Source organism: Pseudomonas baetica, assembly GCF_019733355.1.
Lineage (GTDB): Bacteria > Pseudomonadota > Gammaproteobacteria > Pseudomonadales > Pseudomonadaceae > Aquipseudomonas > Aquipseudomonas baetica_A.
Genome location: NZ_JAIHLQ010000031.1, coordinates 1 through 23,154, shown reverse-complemented (window position 1 = coordinate 23,154; position 23,154 = coordinate 1). Strand labels below are relative to the sequence as shown.

Below are 23,154 nucleotides of genomic sequence, written 5' to 3'. Positions count from 1 at the left end.
CACAGCCTATAGAGCGAAGAATTGGCGGGCATGTTAACCGAGGGCAGCGACTTTTCCAGTCACGTTATAGGCATTTTCCTAGGTTTTGTTGGTCTTCTTCCTACAAGTATCGGTAATTGACGCGGGGGCTGGCCGCGACGGGGTCGCCCCGTATAATGCCGACATCGCCACTGGTATGGATTAACGGATTGCATATGACTGAACAGCGCCCGATTGCGGTCCTGGGAGGCGGAAGTTTTGGTACCGCCGTGGCCAATCTTCTGGCCGAGAACGGCCATCAAGTCTTGCAGTGGATGCGTGACCCCGAGCAGGCCGAGGCCATCCGGGTCAATCGCGAAAACCCGCGTTACCTCAAAGGCATCAAGATTCTGCCGGGCGTGACCGCCGTCACCGACCTGCAAGCCACCCTCGATGCCTGTGATTTGTGCTTTGTCGCCCTGCCGTCCAGCGCGTTGCGCACGGTTCTGGCTGCCCACGCCGAGCGCTTGAGCGGCAAAATGCTGGTCAGCCTGACCAAGGGTATCGAAGCCCACACCTTCAAACTGATGAGCCAGATCCTCGAAGAGATCGCTGCGCAAGCGCGCATCGGCGTGTTGTCCGGGCCGAATCTGGCGCGGGAAATCGCCGAGCACGCACTGACCGCCACCGTGGTCGCCAGTGAAGACGAAGACCTGTGCAAACAAGTGCAAGCTGCGCTGCATGGCCGCACCTTCCGCGTGTACGCCAGCGCCGACCGTTTCGGTGTCGAGCTGGGCGGGGCGTTGAAAAACGTTTATGCGATCATCGCCGGCATGGCGGTGGCTCTTGAGATGGGCGAGAACACCAAGAGCATGCTGATCACCCGGGCCCTGGCCGAGATGACCCGGTTTGCGGTGAATCAGGGTGCCAACCCCATGACCTTCCTCGGTCTGGCCGGCGTCGGTGACCTGATCGTGACCTGTTCGTCGCCCAAGAGCCGCAACTATCAGGTCGGTTTCGCCCTCGGCCAGGGGCTGAGCCTCGACGAAGCCGTGTCGCGCCTCGGTGAAGTTGCCGAAGGGGTAAATACCTTGAAAGTGCTCAAGGCCAAATCCCAGGAGGTGGGTGTGTACATGCCGCTGGTCGCCGGGCTGCACGCCATTCTGTTCGAAGGGCGCACGCTGGATCAGGTCATCGCGTTGTTGATGCGGGCCGAGCCGAAAACCGACGTCGACTTTATTTCCACCAGTGGTTTTAACTGAATCAGCAGGGAACGACCTATGAACGATCCAAAAACCGACACAAAGTACGAGTCCATCCTCCTGCGGGTGTTGTGGATGATTATTTACGTGCTGGTCTGGCAAGTGGCGCAGTTCATCCTTGGCGCAGTGGTGCTGGTGCAACTGATCTATCGTTTGATCTATGGCGCTCCGAGCGCCGGCCTGATGAATTTCGGCGACAGCCTGAGCCAGTTTCTGGCACAGATCGGCCGTTTCGGCAGCTTTCACAGCGACCAGAAACCATGGCCGTTCGCCGATTGGCCTGCACCGCGCACCCCCGAAGGTGAAGCGCCGCACGCCGTGCCGCCAGCACCGCATCCGGCCAGAGATGAGGAACCCAAACTATGAAGCTCTGGGTATTGCGTCACGGTGAAGCCGTGCCTTATGGCACGTGCCCCGATGCGGAGCGGGAGCTGACCGAGCATGGCCGCCAGGAAGCCTTGAGCAGTGCCGCCCGACTGATGGGCCAGCCGCTGACCGCGATCTACGCCAGCCCCTATCTGCGCGCGCAACAGACCGCGCAGATTGTCCGTGAGGCGCTGGGTTTCGAGCCGCCGATTCGCACGGTCGAGTGGTTGACGCCGGAGGTCGACCCGGACAAGGTCACCGATCAACTGGTTTCGGTGAGCAATGTGCTGCTGGTCAGCCATAACCCGCTGGTGGGCAATTTGCTCAGCTATTTGCAGCACGGCGCCGGGTATCCGCCGGAGAAGGTCAGTACGGCGGGTTTGGCTGAGCTGGAGAGTCCTGAACTGCTGATCGGCTCGATGACCCTCAATAGCCTCAAGCATCCATAACGCTGATCCCTTTGTGGGAGCGAGCCTGCTCGCGAAAGCGGAGTGTCATTCACAACTTATGTGCCTGACACCCTGCATTCGCGAGCAGGCTGCTCCCATATTTTCTCTGTGTCGTTGGAAATTATTTGTGTGAATTTTCCAACCAAGCACTTGCTTGGTTGACTACGCTTGCTCCAGACCCAAAAAACAGGAGCGAGTCGCATGTCTGCCGCATTCCGTTTGCCGCTGGACGTGTTTTACGAACGCGAGGCACGGCATCCGCGCCAGCGCTTCCTTGTACAGCCAATCGGGGGCGGGCAGGTCGAAACGCTGACCTGGGCCGACGTCGGCCATCAGGCCCGCTGCGCCGCGCATTGGCTGCGAGCGCGCGAGTTGCCGCAGGGCAGCCACATCGCGCTGATCTCGAAAAACTGCGCGCACTGGATCATCGCCGATCTCGCCATCTGGATGGCCGGGCACGTCTCTGTGCCGCTGTATCCCAACCTGACCGCCGACTCCGTGGCTCAGGTGCTCAATCACTCGGAAAGTGTGTTGGCGTTTATCGGCAAACTCGATGACTGGTCGGGCATGTCCAAGGGCATGCCGGCGGGTCTGCCCACGATCAGCCTGCCGCTGCATCCGATCGGCGACTTCGATTTCAGTTGGGCCGACCTGCAACGCCGCTCACCGATCCAGGACGACCCGCGTCCTGCCGCCGAGCAACTGGCGACCATCATCTACACCTCCGGCACCACCGGCCTGCCCAAAGGCGTGATGCACAGCTTCGCCAATCTCGGGTTTGCGACGACCCATGGCACGCAGTTATTCGGGCTTAACGAGCATGATCGATTGCTCTCCTACCTGCCGCTGTGCCACGTCGCCGAGCGGATGTTTGTAGAGTTGGCGTCGATCTACATCGGGCAGACGGTGTTCTTTGCCGAAAGCCTCGAGACTTTTATCACTGACTTGCAGCGTGCGCGCCCGACCGCAATGTTCGGTGTGCCGCGAATCTGGACCAAATTCCAGATGGGCGTCTACAGCAAGATCCCGGCAAAGCGTCTAGATTTGCTCCTCGGCCTGCCGTTCATCGGCAAGCGGGTCGGGCACAAAGTGCTCGCTGGCCTCGGGCTGGATGCCTTGCGCGTCGCCCTGTCGGGCGCCGCGCCAGTGCCGCAAACCTTGCTTACGTGGTATCAGAAGCTCGGGCTCGACGTACTGGAGGTCTACGGCATGACCGAGAGCTGCGGCTATTCGCACATCTGCCTGCCGGGTCAATACAAGCAGGGCTGGATCGGCAAACCGTGCCCGGATGTTGAAGTGCGTATCGATGAGTCCGGTGAAGTGCAGGTACGCAGTCAGGCGAACATGCTCGGCTATTTCAAGGAACCGCAGAAAACCGCCGAAACGATCACCGAGGACGGTTTTCTGCGCACCGGCGACAAGGGCGAACAGGATGCCGAAGGGCGCCTGCGCCTGACCGGTCGACTCAAGGAGATCTTCAAGACCAGTAAAGGCAAATATGTGGCTCCGGCGCCGATCGAAAATCGGCTGGCGGTGCATTCGCGTATCGAACAGGTCTGCGTGGTGGGCGATGGTTTGAGCGCGCCGCTGGGCTTGTGCGTGCTCTCCATTGTCAATCAGGAAGAGGGGCGGGCGAGTCTGCATTCGAGCCTGGAAAAACTGCTGGAGGAGGTCAACGCGGTGCTCGACAAGCACGAGCGCCTGCGTCGACTGGTGGTGGTCAAGGACAGTTGGGCGGTGGAGAACGGGTTTCTCACGCCGACCCTGAAAATCAAACGCAACGTCATCGAAGACACCTACGGCGCGCGCTTCGAAGAATGGAGCGAGCGCAGCGAGGCGGTGCTGTGGCAGGATTGAGCGACCACTAAAACAACAAAGGAAGTCTGTGATGAGCCTGTGGCGCACCACTCCCGACATCGAGCAGTTGAACGCAATCCAGAAAAACACCATCGGCGAAGTGCTGGATATCCGTTTCGAGGCGTTCGACGAACAATCACTGACCGCGAGCATGGTCATCGACCATCGCACCCACCAGCCTTACGGCCTGCTGCACGGTGGCGCCTCGGTGGTGCTGGCTGAAACTGTCGGTTCTATGGCCAGTTATTTGTGTATCGATGCCAGCCAGTTTTATTGCGTGGGGCTTGAGATCAACGCCAACCATTTGCGTGGTTTGCGCAGTGGCCGGGTGACGGCTGTGGCCAAGCCGATTCATATCGGTCGCACCACGCATGTCTGGGACATTCGACTGACCAGCGATGAAGGCAAGGCCAGTTGTGTCTCGCGCTTGACCATGGCAGTGGTGCCGTTGGGGCAGACACCACCCTCGAGTTGAGTCATACGCTACGTCGTCTGATAACACTCATGGGCAGGTCGCCCACGTCCGGTGTTTCCGGGTGATAACCGGCGGGTGTCGCATCTCTCCAAATCCGGTTCGCTGGAGTGAAACGATCCAGAGTGAAGTCCCCATCGTCGTACCTGGCCAGCTCGAAGGCGCCACGCTGCACATGCTGGCCCAAGTATGTGCGGGCCTCGGTGGGGGTGGCCAGGCTTTCGACGACTGCTGATTGTAAATGGGCGTTTTCGATTGTGTTCGTTAGAGGTTCGGCGAGCAATGTCAGTGAGGCGGTCAAGGTTGAGCCGGCGGTGCGTGTTACGACGCCGTATAGCCATTGCGCGGCATTCGGCACAGAAAGCCGATTGCGTTCCGGGCTGCTGTAGTCACCTCCACGCAATGAGTTGATCGTGGTTGTGGACGCTCCATCCAGGCCTTCCACGGTAGCGGCGACAGTGATATCCACGCCAGGTGGCAGATTTGCCCCGAGCGCACCGTCAGCAAAAAGAACTGCTCCATAGAAGGCGGTGCGCCAAGCGGTCGTGGTACCGCTTGGCGCAATCGTGACGCTGGGGCCGACGCTGGCGAACGCGCGTTGGCCTGCTTCCCTTGTCATGCTCTTCGGCACACTGGCAAGTATGCTGATGGCTGTCATGTTCAAGGTTTCCCGCTCAGACAGGTACGCATACAGTGGAGCGGCGGCTCCCGCCGCAGCGCCCGCCAGCCCCAAGATACCGGCCATGACTTTCTGTGTGGTGCGGTTGTAGTTGCGGCTGCTGGCAATACGACTGCCTGCTCCTATCCCCATGGAGCCACCGGCCAACGCACCCGCCATGCTGCCTGCTAGGGTCAATCCCAGATTGACGCCCGGGTCTGGCGGTGTGTCCGGATCGCCGGTTGCCCATTGCTCCAACCCTCTTGCAGCAAAATATTTAACCGCTCCTGCGGCCAGTGCACTCACACTGTCCCGGCCAAAGGTTGCCAGAGCGGCGCCCACGCCTTCTTTCAGTGTGACCAGTCCCTGGAAGTCCACGTTCCCGACAGGGTTGCCGTGCACCATGGCAAACAGATTCAGTCCGTCCTGCACCCCCAGCGGGTCCGCATTCAGCCAGCGCTGAAGCCATGGCGTGTAGTAACGAAAACCGTAGTAATACAGGCCACTGGCATCCCGTTCCTTGCCCGAGTAGCGCAGGGTCTTGTAGCTCGCTTCGACCAGGCTTCGGCCCGCCCACCAACAGGTACCGCCAAACGGGTAATAGCTTTCCCGGGAGATCATCTGTGCCTGGGCGTCCAGTTCAATGGTGCTGGAGTTCAATTGATCGGTGAAGCTGTAGCGCTGCTGATGCTGGGGTATGCCGTGTGGTGGCGGTTTTTCAAAGTGCAACACCTGGATTGTCGCGCGACCGGCCTTGACGGTGATGACGTGTACGGTCTGATTCGGATCGGTGCGAATTTCCAGACCGGGCAAGTAGCGCGTTTCACTGAGTCGTTGCACCGATGCGGTATAGGCCTGACGGATTTTTCGCTGGCGTTGACCGCTGCCGTCATAGATGTAGAACTCGCAATCATTCGGCTCACCCTCTCGAACCACCTGATCAACCTGTTGCAATTCATTGCGTCGACCCCACTGCAGCGTTTGCCCTTCGTCTTGGAGAAACACGCGGTTGCCATTGGCGTCGTAAGCGGCGGCAATCGCCTGCTCATCGGGCAAATGGCCGTCGGGGCTTTCCGGCAGGCTGCGATTGCTGGCGCGGGCCACAACCGTGCGCTCGGTGCGGTTTCCACTGGCGGCGCGGTGCTCCATCAACAGCAGATTGCCGGACGGATCATAGGTGTAAGTGCGCGTGTAGTTTTCCAACTGCCCCGGGTCGGCAGGAGAGGCAAATGCCGGCAGCTGTGGCCCGCCCGCAGCGTTGCGGATCTGCCGGCCACTGGCCTCGATCAAGCGCGAGAGGCTGTCGTAACGGTAGCGGCAGATCGCGTCTGTTCGCTGGTTACGGTGATAGACAGCCGCCTCTGCGCTATCGCTGATGCGAGTGATATTGCCGACCGCGTCGTACGCGTAGGACAGATCCTGGAGGATCGAGCCATGACTGGTCTGGCTCGTCAGACGTTGCAGGCGGCCATCGTCGAGGCTGAATGTCGCTTGGGAGATCACGTCATTTCCCGCGCGTTGCTGCTCAATAAGCCCAAAGGCGTTGTAGTGGATATCGCTGACCAGCGTCTGGCTGTCGTCGTTTGCGGCCAGTGTCAGACGGGTTTCTTTCACATGGCCCGCCACGTCTTGAAGCTGTATCTGCCGGTTTCCCAAGGCATCTGTCTGACCAACCGACTCGCCAAGGGCGTTGTAGCTGAAGTGGGTCGTGGCCGATCGGGTTTCCAGAAAAAAATCGCGATCGACTTCCACTTCCGGCCAGTCCACCGCCCACGCGGGATCGGCACTGAAGGTGCGACGAAGTTGCAGTGGTTGCCCGCTCATACTGAGTTCAGTGAAGTGCAGGGTGCCTGCGGTGTCGTCATGTCGAATCAATCGGCCACGGCGGTTATGGTGGACTTCAACCGCATCATCGAAATAGGTGAAGCGCTCCGTACAGTGTTCAGGCTCGTCCGCAGACTGCTCGAAAGTGGCGCTCGGTCGTCGCAGAGCATCATGGTGGGTACGGCTGTGGTTGCGTTTCTGATCCCATCCGTCAATGTGAGCGCCGTCCTCTGCGAGCAAGCTCAAGCGCCAGCCGGCATCGCTGTTTTCACTCGACAGCATGGCGCCTGACAGGCTGAACACATTGCTCTGATTCGCCGGGCCGGGTTTTTCAGGTGTGTGCTCGCGGAACAGTCTGGGATCGCGACTGAATACCGTGCGCCCCGCGGCATCATGCGTCTGGTGAGTGATGTAACTCTCGGGCGCCAAAGTCTCATCGCGACGATGGTAATTCACGCTGCGTAATACCAGGCCTCGAGCGTCGAAGGCCTGGATGGCGGGTGTATTCGCGTGAGTCATGGGCGCCGGCAGCTTTAATGAGGGTGATCCTCTTATCAGCCTGAACACGGCGTGGGTCAACTGACAGAACTGACAGTTGACAAAAACACCCATACGGCGGTGCGTCGGATATAGCCATGGCGCGACTGTCATCATTCCTGGCCGTTACGGTCATTGCTGTGAGACGCACTCTTACGGACAATCAACGCCACGTTTCCCGCTCATGGATCTCCCCGCATGTCGCAACCGATCTTTTTCGCCCACGCCAACGGATTTCCTTCGGGTACCTATGGCAAGTTGTTCGCGGCGCTGGCGCCCGAGTACCGGGTCGCGCATCTGGAGCAGCATGCCCATGACCCGCGGTTTCCTGCGGACGATAACTGGTACAACCTTGTCGACGAGTTGATTCACCATTTGCAGCAGCAGGATCAACCGGTGTGGGGCGTCGGCCACTCGTTTGGCGGCGTGCTGCACCTGCATGCGGCGCTGCGTTGCCCTGAGTTGTATCGCGGCGTGGTCATGCTCGATTCCCCTGTGCTGACCCGTACCGATCAATGGGTGATCCGTGCGGCCAAGCGCTTCGGCTTCATCGACAGACTGACTCCGGCTGGACGCACCTTGGGCCGGCGCGAAGAGTTTGCCGATCTCGACAGCGCACGCAGCTACTTTGCCGGCAAGACATTGTTTCGCGGTTTCGATCCCGAATGTTTCGATGCCTATCTGCAACACGGTTTGCATCAGGTGGGCGACAAGCTGCGGTTGCGCTTCGACCCGGCCACCGAGATCAGCATCTATCGCGGGGTGCCGCACACCAGTCCCGGCCTTACCCGACAGTTGCAAGTGCCGCTGGCGGTGGTGCGAGGGCACAAAAGTCGCGTGGTGATGCGTCATCACACCCGTTTCGTTTCGCGTCTTGCCCAGGGCGAGGCGCTGAGCATGCCCGGTGGCCATATGTTTCCGCTTGAACGCCCGCAAGACACGGCGCGGTTGCTCAAGAGCCTGTTCACTCGCTGGGAAAACCGTCAGGACAAGGATTGCGCATGAGCCCGACCTTCGAAGAAGTACGCCTGAGCCTGCCGCATATCGAGTTGGCCGCGCACTTGTTTGGGCCCGAGGACGGTTTGCCGGTCATCGCTCTGCATGGCTGGCTCGACAACGCCAACAGCTTTGCCCGCCTGGCGCCGAAGCTCAAAGGCTTGCGCATCATTGCCCTGGACATGGCAGGGCACGGGCACTCCGGGCATCGACCGAGTGGCGCCGGTTACGCGTTGTGGGACTACGCCCATGACGTGCTGCAGGTTGCCGAGCAGATGGGCTGGAAACGTTTCGGCCTGCTCGGGCATTCGATGGGTGCCATCGTGTCGCTGGTGCTGGCCGGTTCTTTGCCGGAGCGCATCACCCATCTGGCGTTGATCGACGGCGTGATTCCTCCTACAGACAAAGGCGAAAACGCTGCCGAACGCATGGGCATGGCCCTGCAAGCGCAACTGGAACTGCGCGAGAAACGCAAACCGGTCTACAACAGTCTCGACCGAGCCATCGAAGCGCGGATGAAAGGACTGGTGGCGGTCAGTCGTGAGGCGGCGGAACTGTTGGCGCAACGGGGATTGATGCCCGTGCCCGGTGGTTACACCTGGCGCACCGATAATCGCCTGACCCTGCCGTCGCCGCTGCGCCTGACTCAGGAGCAGGCGATGGCTTTCGTCCTGCGCATCGGCTGTCCTGCGCAATTGGTCGTCGCGGCCGACGGCATGCTGGCCAAACACCCAGAACTGCTGGAGCGTCTACCCTTTAACCGGGAACAGCTGCCTGGCGGACACCATTTGCACCTCAACGATGAGGCCGGTGCCGATCTTGTCGCAGACTGTTTCAATCGGTTCTTCGCCATTCCTTGACTTGCTGCGGGCAACTGTCGAGGCTGGGCGGGTTGAAATGGGAGATAACCATGATGGATCTTTACACCGCTACGACCCCGAATGGCCAAAGCGGCACCCAGGCCATGTCTATCCGATGAACCTATCCATGCGTTCACTCAGTCTCTTGGCACTGTGCTGTTTCAGTTCCTTTTCAATCGCGGACGATGTGCCGGGCAGTCAGGATCTACCGATCGTGCCGCGTCTGGCCGATGCACAAATCGTCGACTATCGTGCCCCGACCGAACTGGAGCGTGTCTATCCGCTCGGATCGATCCGCAAAATCAGCGGCAAGCTGCGCTTCGAAGGGCAGGTCAGTGCCAGAGGCCAAACCACGTCAGTGACCTACGAACTGCCACCGGAACACTCCGCCAACGAAGCTTTCACTGCCGCCCGTGAAGCGCTGCAAAAAAAACAGGGCGCCGAGTTGCTGTATTGGTGCGAGTCCCGTGATTGTGGCGAAAGCAGCCTGTGGGCCAATGAGGTCTTTGGTAACTCGAAACTGTTTGGTTCCGATGAGCAGCAGGCCTATTTGTTGCTAAGGCTGGCGGCTCCAAGGGATAACACGCTGATAGCGCTCTACAGCATTACGCGCGGCAATCGCAGGGCTTATCTGCATGTTGAACAGTTCGTTGCCGAAGCGCCGCTGGGCGAGTTGTTGCCGACGTCTGCGACCTTGTTGCGGCAGCTCAAAAGCACCGGTGAACTGGACTTTCCAAAGTTGGTTGGCGATCCGGACGACACCTGGCTGCGGCTGATTTCCCGTGGCTTGAACCTGGATATTACGCAACGGGTGACAGTGTCGGGCCCCAAGGCCGAGGCTTGGCGACAAGCACTGATCGAGCAGGGCGTGCGCGCGAGGCGGCTGGAAGCCGGTAGTGTCGAAGGCCCTGGCTTGCACATTAATCTGTTGCGATAAGGTGTATCGGGCGGGCACGCTGTGTGTTCGCCTATTTTTTGTCTGACTGACTTTTTCGAGACCTTACATGCTCAATAACGATCGGCTGTTGGTGCAAATCCTTCTGCTGGTGCTGTTTGGTGCCAGCCTGTGGGTGATGGCGCCGTTCTGGTCGGCGTTGTTCTGGGGCGCAGTGCTGGCGTTTGCCAGTTGGCCGCTGATGCGTCTTCTGACCCGCTGGCTCAATGGCCGCGAATCGCTGGCTGCCGCCATTCTGACGTTGGGCTGGATGTTGCTGGTGGCGGCGCCGCTGGTCTGGCTGGGGTTTAACCTGGCGGATCACGTGCGCGATGCCACGGCATTCATCAAGGATGTGCAAGTCGATGGTTTGCCGGAGGCGCCGACGTGGCTGGGAGGTTTGCCGTTTGTGGGTGAGCGGCTGGTCGGGCTCTGGAACAGCATTGATGAGCAGGGCGCCGCGTTGATGGTGTCGATCAAACCTTATCTGGGGCAGGTCGGTAACTGGTTGCTGGCGCGCAGTGCGCAGATCGGTGGCGGGATTCTCGAACTGACGTTGAGCATTGTCTTTGTTTTCTTTTTCTATCGCGACGGGCCGAGGCTGGCGGCGTTTGCTCATCGTTTGCTGGAACGCTTGATTGGCGAACGCGCCGGGTACTACATCGAGTTGGTGGCGGGCACGGTTCAGCGGGTGGTCAACGGCGTGATCGGTACGGCGGCGGCGCAGGCGATTCTGGCGTTGATCGGCTTCCTGATTGCCGGCGTGCCGGGGGCGTTGGTATTGGGGATTGTGACGTTCCTGCTCAGCCTGATTCCGATGGGGCCACCGCTGGTATGGGTGCCGGCCACGGCTTGGCTGGCCTGGAAGGGTGAGTATGGGATGGCGGTCTTTCTCGGGATCTGGGGGACGTTCGTCATCAGTGGCGTGGACAACGTGCTCAAGCCGTACCTGATCAGTCGCGGGGGGAACCTGCCGTTGGTGATTGTGTTGCTGGGGGTCTTTGGCGGGTTGATTGCGTTTGGGTTTATCGGGTTGTTTATCGGACCCACGCTGTTGGCTGTTGCTTATAGTTTGCTGACGGACTGGAGCAAGAGTCAGGCTCGGGTTGAAGACCGCCGTTAGTTTATTGGGTGTGGCGGCATGCGCCGGCCTGACAACTGACCTGTTTCTGGCAGGTCTACCCAGTCCAGACTGTGCGAGCGGGCTTGCTCGCGAAGAGGCCTGTTCTGGCTGCTGATCTCGTCCAGATGTACTCAATTAATCGTTCCCACACCCCGGCATCACTAGTGTCCGGTAAAAACTGAAGGGGGAGCTTGCTCCCCCTTGCTGTGCCTGCTCCCTGAGCAATAATCAGGTTTTTCAGACTCGATTTTCGCCTATGTTCAGCAGCACCCGATTTGCACAGATGCTTCAAGCCCTTCCTCATCAGCTTTTCAAAGCAGCGGTCAAGCGCTGTGGTGCTGATCGGTACGCCAAGCAGTTCACCTCCTGGATCTGCTTGTCACGCTGATTTATGGCCAGATTACTCAGGCCAACAGCTTACGTACGCTGGCGACAGCTTCGCAGTCACTGGAACCTCATCGCCACCATCTCAACGCTAAAAACATGGTTCGCTCCACCCTTTGTGATGCGCTGAACAAGCGCAGTTCAGAGCCCTTTCGGTTGGCCTGCGAGCACCTCCTCAAAGGCATCGTTCGTCAACAGCGCAAGTCTCTTGAAGCAATGATCACCTTGATTGATTCGACTTCGATCAGCTTGCGCGGCCCAGGTTTTGACGAATGGACCACCGCGACGAAAACCCGTATCACCCATGGCCTGAAGGTGCATGTAGCCATTGATCCAAGGCAGACAGCCCCAACTTACGTAAACATCACGGCGGCAAACGTCAACGATCTAAGCGATGCGCTGACAATGCCACTCGAAGCGGGCATGACTTACGTTTTCGACAAGGGTTACTGCGATTACAACGGGTGGCACCAGATTGATCAGACAGGTTCTTTCTTCGTCACTCGCTTGAAGAAAAACGCCAATCTGAAGTTGGTCGAGAATTTGAAAAAAGAGGACGCAGCAGAATCTAGGTGGCTCTGGGTCTATTTCCAGCTTCGTCATTCGGCTAGCCCACACGCTGTTCGAACGGCCATCAAGCATCGAACATCTTGAACACCGAAGGCAGAAGCGAACGGAGCAGAAGGCAGCTCAAGGCTGCCTTCTGCTATGAAACAGGTTTTACCGGACACTAGTGACACCCCGGCATGGGAACGATCGCGGTTCACCCGTTCAACTCAAGTCGCTACGTTCAGGTACTTGCCCACAGGCGCTGCATTATCCAGCGAGTATTGCTTGCTCAAGTTGGCAATCATGCGGTTCAACGCTTCTGAGCTGGTCTGGGTGCTGGCGGTCGGTTGGTCGTCCGGGCGTTCGCGTCCTTCCTGCAAGGCCGCTTTCAATTCATCGCTGCTCACGTCACCACTGCTGTCGCTGTCCAGAGCCTTGAGCAGTGCGGCGCTGGTATCGGTGCTGCCGGCGCTGGTGAGGCCGCTGCTCAGTTCGTCGCTGCTAATGGCGCCGTCGCCGTCGGTGTCGAGCGCGCTGATCAGGGCGTCGGCCAGGTCAGTGTTGGGGGCTTGGTCTTTTGGCGGCGGTGGCGGCGCCATGGCAGTCATTTCTTCGGAACTCAGGCTGCCGCTGCCGTCGCTGTCCAGATCGCCGAACTGTTTGCTCAGACTGACCAGCAGGCCGTCGTCGGACTTCTGCGACAGGGCGCTTTTCAGCTCGTCCTGATCCACCGCGCCATCGCTGTTGCTGTCGAGTTTGGCGAACAGTTGTTTTTGCAGTTGCTGGCCTCGGGCGTTTTGCGTGGAGGCGCTGCTGGTGCTGGTATAGCTCGTGTAGTTGCTGACGCTACCGATCATCGGACTCACTCCTGGACTGGAAAACCGGTGGGTGTACCGGCTTAGGCAGCCTCAAGGGGCAAGTTGTCGCAGGTATGTGAGGTTTGTACCGGTGGGTACACAAGAGGGTGGAGTTCTCAGGGGCGAGGCAGGCGGATGACTGCCGTGAGGCCGCCACCGGGGGTTTCTTCCAGGTTCAGATGTCCACCCAAACGCTGCGCCGCTTCGCGGGCAATGGTCATGCCCAGGCCGACGCCGCCGGAGTTGCGGTTGCGCGAGCCTTCCAGGCGATAAAACGGTTCAAACACCGCCTCGCGCTTGTCCTCGGCAATTCCCGGCCCATGGTCGATCACGCGGATCAGCAGTTGGTCGCGCTGATCCAGCAGTTCAATGCCTGCCTGCCCGGCATAGCGCAGGGCGTTGTCCATCAGGTTGTTGATGCATGAGCGCAGCGCCATCGGTTGTACCGCAAGTGGTGCGCAATGGCCGCTGACCTGCACATCCGAGCCTTGATCCTGGGCGTTTTCGCACAGAGATTCGACCAGCGCCTGCACGTCCATCAATTGCAAGGCTTCGCTGGTGCGCTGTTCGTGCAGGTAGGTAAGGGTGGCATCGAGCATGCCGATCATGTCGTTCAGATCCTGGCGCATCTGGCTTTGCAATTTGTCGTCGCTGATGTTTTCCAGGCGCAGTTTCAATCGCGACAGCGGTGTGCGCAGGTCGTGGGAGACAGCGCCGAGCATTCGCGAGCGTTGCTGAATTTGTTCGCGTATCCGTTGTTGCATCAGGTTGAAGGTATGCGCTGCTTGCCGGGCTTCCCGCGGGCCGGATTCGTCCAGCGGTGGGCTGTCGAGGTCTTCACTGAGGCGCTCGGCGGCGTCACTCAAGCGCTGGATCGGACGACTGAGCAACTTGGCGCCATACCAAGCGGCGATCATCAAGGTGATGAACTGAAAGGTCAGTGGCACCACCGGGCCGCCGAACCAGGGGCGCGGTGGCCGTTGCGGATAGCGCGGATCCTGGTGAGGCCGTTGCCCCTCGGCGTTTTGGGAAAACGCCGGGGGCGGCGGAGGTGGCGGCGGGCCGTAGAGGTGAAACCAGGTGAACGCCAGCAGGTGCGCCAGGACGATCGCCACGAACAACACGCCAAACAGGCGGCCGAACAGGGTGTCGAAGCGCACCCGCATCAGCCGATGTCTCTTGCGTCGAACAGGTAACCCTCACCGCGCACGGTTTTGATCAACTGCGGAGCTTTCGGATCGTCGCCGAGTTTCTGCCGCAGGCGCGAGACCAGCAAGTCGATACTGCGGTCGAACGCTTCAATCGAACGGCCTCGGGCGGCATCAAGCAATTGTTCGCGGCTGAGCACCCGGCGCGGGCGCTCGATGAATACCCAGAGCAGGCGGAATTCAGCGTTGGACAGCGGCACCACCAGGCCATTGTCGGCGATCAGTTGGCGCAGAACGCTGTTCAGGCGCCAGTTGTCGAAACGAATATTGGCGCGCTGCTCGGTACGATCGTCGCGCACGCGGCGCAGAATCGTCTGAATCCGGGCGACCAGTTCACGCGGTTCGAACGGTTTGGCCATGTAGTCATCGGCACCCAGTTCCAGGCCGATGATGCGATCGGTGGGTTCGCAGCGGGCGGTCAGCATCAGGATCGGGATGTCCGATTCGGCGCGCAGCCAACGGCACAGCGACAAACCGTCTTCGCCGGGCAGCATCAGATCCAGCACCACCACATCAAAATGTTCGGCTTGCATCGCCTGGCGCATCGCCGCGCCGTCGGTGACGCCGCTGGCGTGGATATTGAACCGGGCAAGGTAATCGATCATCAGCTCGCGGATCGGCACGTCATCGTCGACGATCAGGGCGCGAATGCTCCAGCGCTTGTCGTCTTTTGGCTCATCCGTTCCGGTGGTTTGGGTGTTGTGCATGGGGCTGTTCATCTGCCATTTGGCCGCCAACCACAAAGATGGGCTGCGAGGTTGTGGTTTCAGCATAGGCGTCCGGCCGTGAGGCGGGAAGTGCTGATGTAAGGACGTGTTGCGGCTGGCGAGGCTAGCGCGGGCGCTTGTTGGCGACATGTCGGTTGTGTATCGGAGTCGACACAATAGCGTCGAACGCTATGCTGATCACGTTTGGCGCGACGAATTACCGATCATCGGGTGCCGCGCCGCCGCCGGTTCCGCTACAATGCGCGCCGATTTCGACTTGCCTGAGAGCCCATCCATGTCCGCCTGCCAGACTCCTATCATCGTCGCCCTGGATTTTCCCACCCGTGACGCCGCACTGAAGCTGGCCGACCAGTTGGACCCGAAGCAGTGCCGGGTCAAAGTGGGCAAGGAACTGTTCACCAGTTGCGCCGCCGAAATCGTCGGTACCCTGCGTGACAAGGGTTTTGAAGTCTTCCTCGATCTGAAATTCCACGACATTCCCAACACCACCGCTATGGCTGTGAAAGCCGCCGCCGAGATGGGTGTGTGGATGGTCAACGTGCATTGCTCCGGTGGCCTGCGCATGATGGCCGCCTGCCGTGAAGAGCTGGACAAACGCAGCGGCCCGCAGCCGTTGCTGATCGGCGTGACCGTGCTGACCAGCATGGAACGCGAAGATCTGGCCGGTATCGGTCTGGATATCGAGCCGCAGGAGCAGGTGCTGCGTCTGGCGGCACTGGCCGAGAAGGCCGGGCTGGACGGTCTGGTGTGCTCGGCGCTGGAAGCCTCCGCACTGAAAACGGCGCATCCGTCGCTGCAACTGGTGACCCCGGGGATTCGCCCGGCGGGCAGCGCGCAGGATGATCAACGCCGCATTTTGACCCCGCGTCAGGCGCTGGATGCCGGCTCCGATTATCTGGTGATCGGCCGTCCGATCAGCCAGGCGGCGGACCCGGCGCAGGCATTGGCTTCGGTCGTAGCCGAAATCGCCTGATCAAACGCTGAAGATCCAAAATGTGGGAGCGGGCTTGCTCGCGAAAGCGTTGGGTCAGTCGATATCAATGTCTTCTGACACGACCTCTTCGCGAGCAAACCCGCTCCCACATTGGTTTTTGGTGGCTTAAACCTTCAGCACCAACTTGCCGAAGTTCTCACCGCTGAACAGTTTCATCAGCGTCTCCGGGAAGGTCTCCAGGCCTTCGACGATATCTTCCTTGCTCTTGAGTTGACCCTTGGCCATCCAGCCAGCCATTTCCTGCGCCGCACTGGCGTATTGGGCGGCATAGTCCATCACCACAAAACCTTCCATGCGCGCACGATTGACCAACAGCGACAGATAGTTGGCCGGGCCTTTGACCGCTTCTTTGTTGTTGTACTGGCTGATGGCGCCGCAGATCACCACGCGCGCTTTCGGCGCCAGGCGGCTCAGCACAGCGTCAAGGATATCGCCGCCGACGTTATCGAAATACACGTCCACGCCTTTCGGGCATTCGCGTTTAAGCCCAGCCACCACGTCTTCGCTTTTGTAGTCGATAGCGCCGTCGAAGCCCAGTTCATCGATGAGGAATTTGCACTTGTCGGCGCCACCGGCAATGCCCACTACACGGCAACCTTTGATCTTGGCGATCTGTCCGGCAATGCTGCCCACTGCGCCCGCAGCCCCGGACAACACCACCGTGTCGCCAGCCTTAGGCACGCCCACCTCAAGCAGCGCGAAGTAGGCGGTCATGCCGGTCATGCCCAGTGCCGACAGATAAACCGGTAGCGGCGCCAGTTTCGGATCGACTTTGTAGAAACCTCTGGGCTCGCCGAGGAAATAATCCTGCACGCCGATGGCTCCATTGACGTAGTCCCCGACGGCAAAGCCCGGGTTGTTCGACGCGAGCACTTTTCCTACGCCGAGCGCACGCATGACTTCACCGATGCCGACCGGTGGGATGTAGGACTTGCCCTCGTTCATCCAGCCACGCATGGCCGGGTCGAGGGACAGGTATTCGTTCTTGACCAGAATCTGTCCCGCAACCGGTTCACCGACCGGCACTTCCTGATAAGTGAAGGTCTCGCGGGTGGCAGCGCCCACCGGGCGTTTGGCGAGCAGGAACTGGCGATTGGTCTGGGAAGTCATGGCAGGTTCTCGAATTGAATTAAGCCTTGTTGATAGACCTTCACCGGCGATGTCGCAAGGTTGGCTGATTCGGCGAATGCATGTCGATCCAGTGGAGTGATAGTGATCCATGGGGTTCTATCACTGGGGCGCATAGGCGCATAAACAGGCTTTTGATAGTGCTGACGTCTGGCAGAACCCTGTGGCTATGCTGCACTTCGACCCACCCCCTGCATTTACCCGTTCGAGGACATAACAATGAGCATGACGTTTTTCGGTCAGGTTGCCGTAGTCACTGGCGCGGCCAACGGCATCGGCCGTGCGACCGCACAGGCATTCGCCTCCGAAGGCCTGAAAGTGGTGGTGGCCGATCTGGATGCGGCAGGGGGCGAGGGCACGGTGGCGCTGATTCGTATAGCGGGCGGTGACGCCACCTTCGTGCGTTGCAACGTCACCGACGAAAACGATGTAAAAAACCTGATGGCTGAGGTGATCAATATTTACGGCCGCCTCGACTATGCCTTCAACAATGCCGGGATCGAAATCGAGAAAGGCAAGCTGGCCGAAGGCTCGATGGATGAGTTCGACGCGATCATGGGCGTCAACGTCAAAGGCGTCTGGCTGTGCATGAAGTACCAGTTGCCGCTTTTGCTGGCGCAGGGCGGCGGAGCGATCGTCAACACTGCCTCGGTGGCCGGGCTGGGTGCTGCGCCGAAGATGAGCATCTACGCGGCATCGAAACATGCGGTGATCGGTCTGACCAAATCGGCAGCCATCGAATATGCGAAGAAGAAAATTCGCGTCAACGCGGTATGCCCGGCCGTGATTGATACCGATATGTTTCGCCGTGCCTACGAGGCTGATCCGAAGAAGGGCGAGTTTGCCAACGCCATGCATCCGGTAGGCCGCATCGGCAAGGTCGAAGAAATCGCCAGTGCCGTGCTGTATCTGTGCAGCGATGGTGCTGCGTTCACCACGGGACATTCTTTGGCCGTGGACGGTGGCGTCACCGCGTTCTGAAAAAGCGCCGCTTGAAAGAACCCGCCTTCGTGCGGGTTTTCTTTTTTATGGATCGCCGTCAGTTCCGTTAAACCGATAAACAATGTGTATCAAATGATTAGAACGGTCGCTTTTGGCGGCGTTGTCGCACAGCCTGTGCGGCGTGGCTGTGATTTACTGCCGCCAGCAAAACGGACAGGAGTTTGCTTGCTCATGGAATTGAGAATTGATCGACAGGCAATGGTGCCGGTCGTACAGCAGATTGTTGACGGGCTGACTGACTGGATCCTGCAAAGCGGGGTACCGCCGGCCACCCGCTTGCCCTCTGTTCGGCAAATCGCCCGGGGTAATCTGCTCAGTCAGTCATGTGTCGTCGAGGCATGCGAGCGGTTGGTAGCGCAAGGCGTTCTGACCACGCGTCAGGGCGCGGGGTTTATCGTGGCGCCGTCGCCGTCGAACCAGAGCCTGGAGGAGGAGTCGGTGCCATGCGAGGGCCGGCAGGCCTGGTGCGATACCGTGTGCGGCACTTCAAGCGGCTTGAAACTCGGTGGTGGTGGTTTACCCGAAAGCTGGCGCGAGCCCGACGACCTCAGCTATGCATTGCGTGAAGTGGCGCGTACCGACATGGCGAGCCTGTTCAACTACAGCACGCCACTGGGCCTTGCAGCGTTACGCGAACAGATCGTCAAGCGACTCAAACTGTTCAGCATTGAGGCCTGCAGCACGCAGATACTCAGCACTGGCGGTGCCAGCCATGCGCTGGATCTGATCGTTCGTACATTATTCAAGGCCGGCGATTGTGTCGTGGTCGAAACACCGGGATATGCACCGCTGTTCGACCTGTTGCGGCTGCATGGCGTGCGCATGCTCGAAGTGCGTCGAATGCCGAACGGGCCGGATATCGAAGCGCTTGAGGCTCTGCTGCGTCAGTTTCAGCCCAGTGCGTTTTTCATCAACAGCCATCACCACAACCCCACCGGCAGTTCCCTGACACCGGCAGTGGCTCAGCGCATCGTGCAGTTGAGCAGGACCTACGATGTGCGCTTGATCGAAGACGATGTCTACGCGGACTTGCACACTGGCAATGGTACGCGCCTGGCTGCACTGGACGATGAGGAGCGGGTCATCTATGTCGGCAGCTTTTCCAAGACACTGAGCAGCTCTTTGCGAGTGGGGTTCGTATTGGCCGATAGCGAGTTGGTTGCACGGCTGGCTCGGGTCAAGATGATCAGTGGTCTGGGATGCTCAAGATTTTCCGAGGCGGTGCTGGCCAGCCTGATGTCAACCGGCGCATACCGCAAACTGGTGCAGCGTCAGCGGCAGCGCTTGAATGCCGATCGCGCAGCGGCGTTACAGGCTCTGGAGGATGCTGATTGGGAGGTTTTCGGCAAACCGACGGGCGGATTGTTTATCTGGGCGCGTGCGCGAATGACCGATCAGGCTCGAGTGTCCAGGCAGGCCCAACGCTGCGGAGTGTTGCTTTCAGCTCCAGATGCCTTCAGCCCCAGTGGCGAGGCTGGCGAATGGCATCGCATCAACGTGGCCTACGCCTGTGATCCGCGCGCCCGCCAGTTCTTTCGCAATACCGGTTCGGATCGACCTCAAGTGTTCTGAAAACGACGCGGGCGTAGCTTTTTGCCATTATTCCGACGCCAGAGACTTGTGCTGGTTCATGGCCATTGCGACTCTTCATCAACAGACTTTGGCAGGGGACTACGCGCAATGATTTCGGCCGTGCAAGCACGTTTTGCCAACCTTGGTATGGCAAAAAAACTGGGTATCGGGTTTGCGTTGGTCTTGCTGCTGACCGCGCTGGTAGCAGCCATTGGTGTCTGGTCTCTGCAAACCATCAGCCAGCGTTTCGACGGGCTCAAACAGATGTCCTCGCTCAATAGCGGCCTGCTCAACGTTCGCTTGCTCGAGCAGGAATACGCCTTGCGCGGTGATCCTAAAACCGCCGATGCCGTGCGTGAGGGCGTGGACGGGCTTATTGCCCGGGCCAATGAGCTCAAGGCGCAATCATCGGTCAACGTGCCAGTGATGACGGATGTCGAGCAGTCGCTGGCGGCCTATCGCAAGGCATTTGATGAGTTCGTTTCGCTGACCCAAGCCAAGGATCTGGCGCTGGAAATGGCCAGTTGGTCGGTTTCCAGTGTGGCCAACAATCTCGACTTGTTGCAGGCCGGGCTGGCGGACGACGGTGCGTATACCTTGAAGGATTCCGAGGGCAAGGATGGCGCGCAATTCATTGAGCAGGCCAGTCAGGTCAGTCAGGTGTCGAAGCTGATGCTGCAAGCGATGAATGAGGCGCGGGTTCGACTGGATCAAAGCCGCAAAGGTGATGCCGACAATGCCGACAAAGGCAAAATCGAACAGGCTGCCCAAGCCCAGGCGCAGGCTGATGAGTTGAAGTCCACGGTCAAGGACGAAGGCTATCTGACGGTGCTCAACGAAGTCTTGGGGCACATCGCAGGTTTCAACGAAAAACTGGCTGAGTACACCGGGCTGCTGGCTCAGGAAAAGACTGTTTATGAACAACTGCACGAGCGTGCCGCGCAGGTGGTAGAGCGGGTGAATCAGGCTTATGTCGCGCAAGACAGCGCGATGCAGGCTGAGCTGAAGAAGAACGCGCTGCTGATCATTGGCTCATCGGCGCTGGCACTGCTTGTCGGTTTGATCGCTGCGTGGGTGATTACCCGTTTGATCGTCGCGCCGTTGCGCAGCGTGATTCAAGTTGCGCAGCAGATCGCTGCCGGAGATCTGAGTGCCACGGTCGAGGTCACCCGTCGTGACGAGATTGGTCAACTGATGTTGGCGATGCAGCAGATGGGGGCGGGCTTGAGCAAGATTGTCAGCGGGTTGCAGGCCGGTATTGAGCAGTTGGCCAGTTCGGCACAATCGCTGTCGGCCGTGACCGAACAGACCAACCTAGAGGTCAGCAGTCAGAAGGAAGAAACCGAGCAGGTGGCCACGGCCATGAATCAGATGACCGCCACTGTCCATGATGTTGCGCGCAACGCGGAAGAGGCTGCGTTGGCGGCGCAGACGGCGGATGACAAGGTTGAGAGTGGTCAGCAGGTGGTACGCCAGAGCATGGCGCGGATCGAGCAACTGGCTGATTCGGCGACTTCGGCCAGTTCCAGTATCGAAAGCCTCAGTGCCGAAATCCAGAATATCGGCACGGTGCTGGGGGTGATCAAAAGTGTGGCCGAGCAAACCAATCTTTTGGCGTTGAATGCGGCGATCGAGGCGGCGCGGGCCGGGGAGCAGGGCAGGGGCTTCGCGGTGGTGGCCGATGAGGTTCGCGCTTTGGCCAAGCGTACGCAGCAATCGACCGAGGAGATCGAGCGTTTGGTCAGTGCTTTGCGCTCGGCGGCGCATTCTTCGGTGCAGCAGATTCAGAGCAGTGGTGAGCTGGTGAAGCTGGCCGTCAGTGATGCCTTGCAGACGGAGAGTGCGTTGGGGAGTATTGCGGCGGCTGTTTCGTTGATTCAGCAGATGAATCAACAGATTGCGGCGGCGGCCGAGGAGCAGAGTTCAGTGGCGGAGGAGATCAATCGCAGTGTGACGAGTATTCGCGCGAGTGCCGATCAGTCGTCGATTGCAATGCGTGGGAATGCAGCCTCGAGTGTTGAACTGGCGCAGTTGGGGGGCGAGTTGCGCGGGATGGTCGGGCATTTTCGGCTTTGATGACTTGACGACCTGGCAGGTGTACTCGGTTCAAACTGTGGGCTTGCTCGCGAATTGGGATGTAACTTCTGTGAGGCTGGGCCCCAACCACATGTCCACAAAAAAGCCACCTCTCGGTGGCTTCACTTTCAACGTCAGCGATCAGTCGTAGATCACTTTCTTCTTCCAGTCCGCATCGGTTTCGGCATCTTTGAGGCCAGCGGTCAGTTGGTTCTCTTCACCTTCAACTGGCGCAATCTTGTCCATGACTTGGGCGTTGGCGCGGGCGAGGAGTTTTTCCAGGTATTGCAGTTGTTCGGAGTAGATCTGCGGATCCTGCTGTTTGCGCAGGTATTGCACGCCGCGCTCGAAGGCGAGGCGGGCCTGGCCTGGTTGGTTTTGTTGCAGAGATTGTTGGCCGAGGTTGTTGAAAAACTCAATGTGCAGCAGCACCAGAATGTGGCGGACTTCGCGAACCCAGTGCTTGGCTTCGTTCGGTGGCAGGAACCCATCATGGGCGGCACGGGTGATCTGGCCGTGGAGGGCTTCGAGCAGGAAGCGCACGTCTTTGGCTTTGGCTTCGGTCAGGATCGGTGCCGGCGGATTGTTGATCGGGATCGACTCGCCCTGGGCTACCAGTGCGCTCAGTTCAGTGATGCGTGCTTTAGTCGTTGCACTGGTTTTCTCAAGGTTTAACAGACGCTGGCAGACGTTGAGTTCCAGGCGGGTTAGCAGCAGCTTGAGTGCAGGCGTCATGAATTGGCCTGGAAAAGTCTCGGTCAGTTCGCCGCAGCGACGCAGGCGGTCGTTGAGTTCGACTTTGGTGCGGGCCTTCTCCAGTTTGCTGTTTTCCACCACATGGTTCATATAGCCAATGGCGATCAGAATTGCGATCCCGGCTATGACTAGCAGGGTGATCATGAGTGGTGTCACCGGTAAGACCTCTTTATAGGGTTCGCATGCGAGTGTAGTGGCTGGGCATTTGTGCGCCTAGCGCCGCTCGACGAATTGGATCGGCAGGTGCAATCTGTATCGGCCGTTTGTTGCATATATGAATGCTGGCCCTTGATGTGCAGATTGCCATCACTGTGCGGTGGACTATAACGCCTTGGCGACCGCCGGAATATAGGCGTCAAACGCCGGGCGACGGAAAAGCCCGATTGGCCTCGTAAAGCAGGTCGAAGTCATTGATTTAAATAAATTTATATCAGGGGGTTGACGACCTCTCAATCCATCCATAGAATGCGCGCCACTTGCAGCGTAAAGCACACAGCGAAACGAAGCAGGGAGTGAATGTTGTAGTGTGTCCCCTTCGTCTAGTGGCCTAGGACACCGCCCTTTCACGGCGGTAACAGGGGTTCGAGTCCCCTAGGGGACGCCA

Annotated in this window: 21 protein-coding genes, 1 tRNA gene and 1 pseudogene; 17 read left to right on the top strand and 6 right to left on the bottom strand. The window is 59.3% G+C overall.

Annotation, left to right across the window (positions count from 1 at the left end; translation table 11 throughout):
- Window positions 1–194 precede the first annotated feature (194 nt).
- The 5 genes from K5E40_RS24400 (at window position 195) to K5E40_RS24380 (ending at window position 4,367) form a co-directional block, all read left to right on the top strand.
- Window positions 195–1,220: an NAD(P)H-dependent glycerol-3-phosphate dehydrogenase gene (locus K5E40_RS24400; RefSeq protein WP_221733003.1), complete on the top strand. Its 1,026-nt coding sequence runs from the start codon at window positions 195–197 to the stop codon at window positions 1,218–1,220.
- Between the two features lie 18 nt (window positions 1,221–1,238).
- Window positions 1,239–1,586, top strand: a complete 348-nt coding sequence (locus K5E40_RS24395; RefSeq protein WP_221733002.1) for a DUF4389 domain-containing protein — start codon at window positions 1,239–1,241, stop codon at window positions 1,584–1,586.
- Complete coding sequence (gene sixA / locus K5E40_RS24390) at window positions 1,583–2,035, top strand: phosphohistidine phosphatase SixA (protein ID WP_221733001.1); 453 nt, start codon at window positions 1,583–1,585, stop codon at window positions 2,033–2,035. Before K5E40_RS24395 ends, sixA begins: the two co-directional genes overlap by 4 nt.
- Before the next feature lie 201 nt (window positions 2,036–2,236).
- Window positions 2,237–3,892, top strand: a complete 1,656-nt coding sequence (locus K5E40_RS24385; RefSeq protein ID WP_221733000.1) for an AMP-binding protein — start codon at window positions 2,237–2,239, stop codon at window positions 3,890–3,892.
- 31 nt (window positions 3,893–3,923) lie between these two features.
- Window positions 3,924–4,367, top strand: a complete 444-nt coding sequence (locus K5E40_RS24380) for a hotdog fold thioesterase (protein ID WP_221732999.1) — start codon at window positions 3,924–3,926, stop codon at window positions 4,365–4,367.
- Window position 4,368: 1 nt separating this feature from the next.
- On the opposite strand, the gene K5E40_RS24375 is transcribed toward K5E40_RS24380, so the two are convergent.
- The gene (locus K5E40_RS24375) at window positions 4,369–7,365 is read right to left on the bottom strand and encodes an RHS repeat-associated core domain-containing protein (protein ID WP_221732998.1); all 2,997 of its coding nucleotides are present in this window, start codon (window positions 7,363–7,365) and stop codon (window positions 4,369–4,371) included.
- 216 nt (window positions 7,366–7,581) lie between these two features.
- On the opposite strand from K5E40_RS24375, the gene K5E40_RS24370 reads away from it, so the two are divergent.
- From K5E40_RS24370 to K5E40_RS24345, 6 genes are all read left to right on the top strand, one after another.
- Window positions 7,582–8,388, top strand: coding sequence for an alpha/beta fold hydrolase (locus K5E40_RS24370; protein WP_221732997.1), 807 nt, complete (start codon window positions 7,582–7,584; stop codon window positions 8,386–8,388).
- Window positions 8,385–9,239: an alpha/beta hydrolase gene (locus K5E40_RS24365; protein WP_221732996.1), complete on the top strand. Its 855-nt coding sequence runs from the start codon at window positions 8,385–8,387 to the stop codon at window positions 9,237–9,239. Before K5E40_RS24370 ends, K5E40_RS24365 begins: the two co-directional genes overlap by 4 nt.
- 127 nt (window positions 9,240–9,366) lie before the next feature.
- The gene (locus K5E40_RS24360) at window positions 9,367–10,176 is read left to right on the top strand and encodes a DUF4892 domain-containing protein (protein WP_221732995.1); all 810 of its coding nucleotides are present in this window, start codon (window positions 9,367–9,369) and stop codon (window positions 10,174–10,176) included.
- A gap of 67 nt (window positions 10,177–10,243) precedes the next feature.
- Window positions 10,244–11,296, top strand: coding sequence for an AI-2E family transporter (locus K5E40_RS24355; protein ID WP_221732994.1), 1,053 nt, complete (start codon window positions 10,244–10,246; stop codon window positions 11,294–11,296).
- Window positions 11,297–11,552: 256 nt separating this feature from the next.
- Window positions 11,553–11,684, top strand: coding sequence for a DUF4372 domain-containing protein (locus K5E40_RS35735; RefSeq protein WP_221732993.1), 132 nt, complete (start codon window positions 11,553–11,555; stop codon window positions 11,682–11,684).
- Window positions 11,663–12,334, top strand: coding sequence for an IS4 family transposase (locus K5E40_RS24345; RefSeq protein WP_221733055.1), 672 nt, complete (start codon window positions 11,663–11,665; stop codon window positions 12,332–12,334). Before K5E40_RS35735 ends, K5E40_RS24345 begins: the two co-directional genes overlap by 22 nt.
- Before the next feature lie 122 nt (window positions 12,335–12,456).
- Here the strand turns inward: K5E40_RS24345 and xopAW are convergent, their stop codons facing one another.
- From xopAW to K5E40_RS24330, 3 genes are all read right to left on the bottom strand, one after another.
- The gene (gene xopAW, locus K5E40_RS24340) at window positions 12,457–13,086 is read right to left on the bottom strand and encodes a XopAW family type III secretion system calcium-binding effector (RefSeq protein ID WP_221732992.1); all 630 of its coding nucleotides are present in this window, start codon (window positions 13,084–13,086) and stop codon (window positions 12,457–12,459) included.
- Window positions 13,087–13,202: 116 nt separating this feature from the next.
- On the bottom strand, window positions 13,203–14,252 hold the full coding sequence (locus tag K5E40_RS24335) for a HAMP domain-containing sensor histidine kinase (RefSeq protein ID WP_221732991.1): 1,050 nt from the start codon (window positions 14,250–14,252) through the stop codon (window positions 13,203–13,205).
- Window positions 14,252–15,013, bottom strand: a complete 762-nt coding sequence (locus K5E40_RS24330; RefSeq protein ID WP_221733054.1) for a response regulator — start codon at window positions 15,011–15,013, stop codon at window positions 14,252–14,254. The genes K5E40_RS24335 and K5E40_RS24330 overlap by 1 nt, the downstream gene beginning before the upstream one ends.
- Before the next feature lie 283 nt (window positions 15,014–15,296).
- On the opposite strand from K5E40_RS24330, the gene pyrF reads away from it, so the two are divergent.
- Entirely contained in the window at window positions 15,297–15,995 is a 699-nt protein-coding gene (gene pyrF / locus K5E40_RS24325) for an orotidine-5'-phosphate decarboxylase (protein ID WP_221732990.1), read from the top strand.
- Between the two features lie 126 nt (window positions 15,996–16,121).
- On the opposite strand, the gene K5E40_RS24320 is transcribed toward pyrF, so the two are convergent.
- Window positions 16,122–17,126 carry an NADP-dependent oxidoreductase gene (locus K5E40_RS24320; protein ID WP_221732989.1) on the bottom strand — a complete coding sequence of 335 codons (1,005 nt, stop codon included), beginning with the start codon at window positions 17,124–17,126 and terminating at the stop codon, window positions 16,122–16,124.
- A 237-nt stretch (window positions 17,127–17,363) separates the two neighbouring features.
- Between K5E40_RS24320 and K5E40_RS24315 the strand changes: the two genes are divergently transcribed.
- From K5E40_RS24315 to K5E40_RS35725, 4 genes and pseudogenes are all read left to right on the top strand, one after another.
- Complete coding sequence (locus tag K5E40_RS24315; protein ID WP_221732988.1) at window positions 17,364–18,125, top strand: SDR family oxidoreductase; 762 nt, start codon at window positions 17,364–17,366, stop codon at window positions 18,123–18,125.
- 192 nt (window positions 18,126–18,317) lie between these two features.
- Window positions 18,318–19,718 (top strand): PLP-dependent aminotransferase family protein, encoded by a 1,401-nt coding sequence (locus K5E40_RS24310; protein WP_221732987.1) that lies wholly within the window; start codon window positions 18,318–18,320, stop codon window positions 19,716–19,718.
- A 108-nt stretch (window positions 19,719–19,826) separates the two neighbouring features.
- Window positions 19,827–20,933, top strand: a pseudogene (locus tag K5E40_RS35730) (HAMP domain-containing protein); the annotation flags it as partial.
- Entirely contained in the window at window positions 20,913–21,794 is an 882-nt protein-coding gene (locus tag K5E40_RS35725; RefSeq protein ID WP_409339147.1) for a methyl-accepting chemotaxis protein, read from the top strand. The pseudogene K5E40_RS35730 and the gene K5E40_RS35725, both read left to right, overlap by 21 nt.
- A gap of 141 nt (window positions 21,795–21,935) precedes the next feature.
- Here K5E40_RS35725 and K5E40_RS24300 read toward each other — a convergent pair whose 3' ends face one another.
- On the bottom strand, window positions 21,936–22,694 hold the full coding sequence (locus tag K5E40_RS24300) for a hypothetical protein (protein WP_221732985.1): 759 nt from the start codon (window positions 22,692–22,694) through the stop codon (window positions 21,936–21,938).
- Between the two features lie 384 nt (window positions 22,695–23,078).
- Between K5E40_RS24300 and K5E40_RS24295 the strand changes: the two genes are divergently transcribed.
- A tRNA-Glu gene (locus tag K5E40_RS24295) sits at window positions 23,079–23,154 on the top strand.

Excerpts from the sequence above, each read along its gene's own strand:
- K5E40_RS24315 (WP_221732988.1), top strand. The coding sequence starts at position 17,364 with ATGAGCATGACGTTTTTCGGTCAGGTTGCCGTAGTCACTGGCGCGGCC.
- K5E40_RS24335 (WP_221732991.1), bottom strand. The coding sequence starts at position 14,252 with ATGCGGGTGCGCTTCGACACCCTGTTCGGCCGCCTGTTTGGCGTGTTG.
- K5E40_RS24320 (WP_221732989.1), bottom strand. The coding sequence starts at position 17,126 with ATGACTTCCCAGACCAATCGCCAGTTCCTGCTCGCCAAACGCCCGGTG.
- K5E40_RS24395 (WP_221733002.1), top strand. The coding sequence starts at position 1,239 with ATGAACGATCCAAAAACCGACACAAAGTACGAGTCCATCCTCCTGCGG.
- K5E40_RS24385 (WP_221733000.1), top strand. The coding sequence starts at position 2,237 with ATGTCTGCCGCATTCCGTTTGCCGCTGGACGTGTTTTACGAACGCGAG.
- K5E40_RS24380 (WP_221732999.1), top strand. The coding sequence starts at position 3,924 with ATGAGCCTGTGGCGCACCACTCCCGACATCGAGCAGTTGAACGCAATC.
- K5E40_RS35725 (WP_409339147.1), top strand. The coding sequence starts at position 20,913 with ATGTTGGCGATGCAGCAGATGGGGGCGGGCTTGAGCAAGATTGTCAGC.
- K5E40_RS24370 (WP_221732997.1), top strand. The coding sequence starts at position 7,582 with ATGTCGCAACCGATCTTTTTCGCCCACGCCAACGGATTTCCTTCGGGT.
- K5E40_RS24300 (WP_221732985.1), bottom strand. The coding sequence starts at position 22,694 with ATGATCACCCTGCTAGTCATAGCCGGGATCGCAATTCTGATCGCCATT.
- pyrF (WP_221732990.1), top strand. The coding sequence starts at position 15,297 with ATGTCCGCCTGCCAGACTCCTATCATCGTCGCCCTGGATTTTCCCACC.
- sixA (WP_221733001.1), top strand. The coding sequence starts at position 1,583 with ATGAAGCTCTGGGTATTGCGTCACGGTGAAGCCGTGCCTTATGGCACG.
- K5E40_RS24355 (WP_221732994.1), top strand. The coding sequence starts at position 10,244 with ATGCTCAATAACGATCGGCTGTTGGTGCAAATCCTTCTGCTGGTGCTG.
- K5E40_RS24375 (WP_221732998.1), bottom strand. The coding sequence starts at position 7,365 with ATGACTCACGCGAATACACCCGCCATCCAGGCCTTCGACGCTCGAGGC.
- K5E40_RS35735 (WP_221732993.1), top strand. The coding sequence starts at position 11,553 with ATGTTCAGCAGCACCCGATTTGCACAGATGCTTCAAGCCCTTCCTCAT.
- K5E40_RS24400 (WP_221733003.1), top strand. The coding sequence starts at position 195 with ATGACTGAACAGCGCCCGATTGCGGTCCTGGGAGGCGGAAGTTTTGGT.
- K5E40_RS24365 (WP_221732996.1), top strand. The coding sequence starts at position 8,385 with ATGAGCCCGACCTTCGAAGAAGTACGCCTGAGCCTGCCGCATATCGAG.
- xopAW (WP_221732992.1), bottom strand. The coding sequence starts at position 13,086 with ATGATCGGTAGCGTCAGCAACTACACGAGCTATACCAGCACCAGCAGC.
- K5E40_RS24310 (WP_221732987.1), top strand. The coding sequence starts at position 18,318 with ATGGAATTGAGAATTGATCGACAGGCAATGGTGCCGGTCGTACAGCAG.
- K5E40_RS24330 (WP_221733054.1), bottom strand. The coding sequence starts at position 15,013 with ATGAACAGCCCCATGCACAACACCCAAACCACCGGAACGGATGAGCCA.
- K5E40_RS24360 (WP_221732995.1), top strand. The coding sequence starts at position 9,367 with ATGCGTTCACTCAGTCTCTTGGCACTGTGCTGTTTCAGTTCCTTTTCA.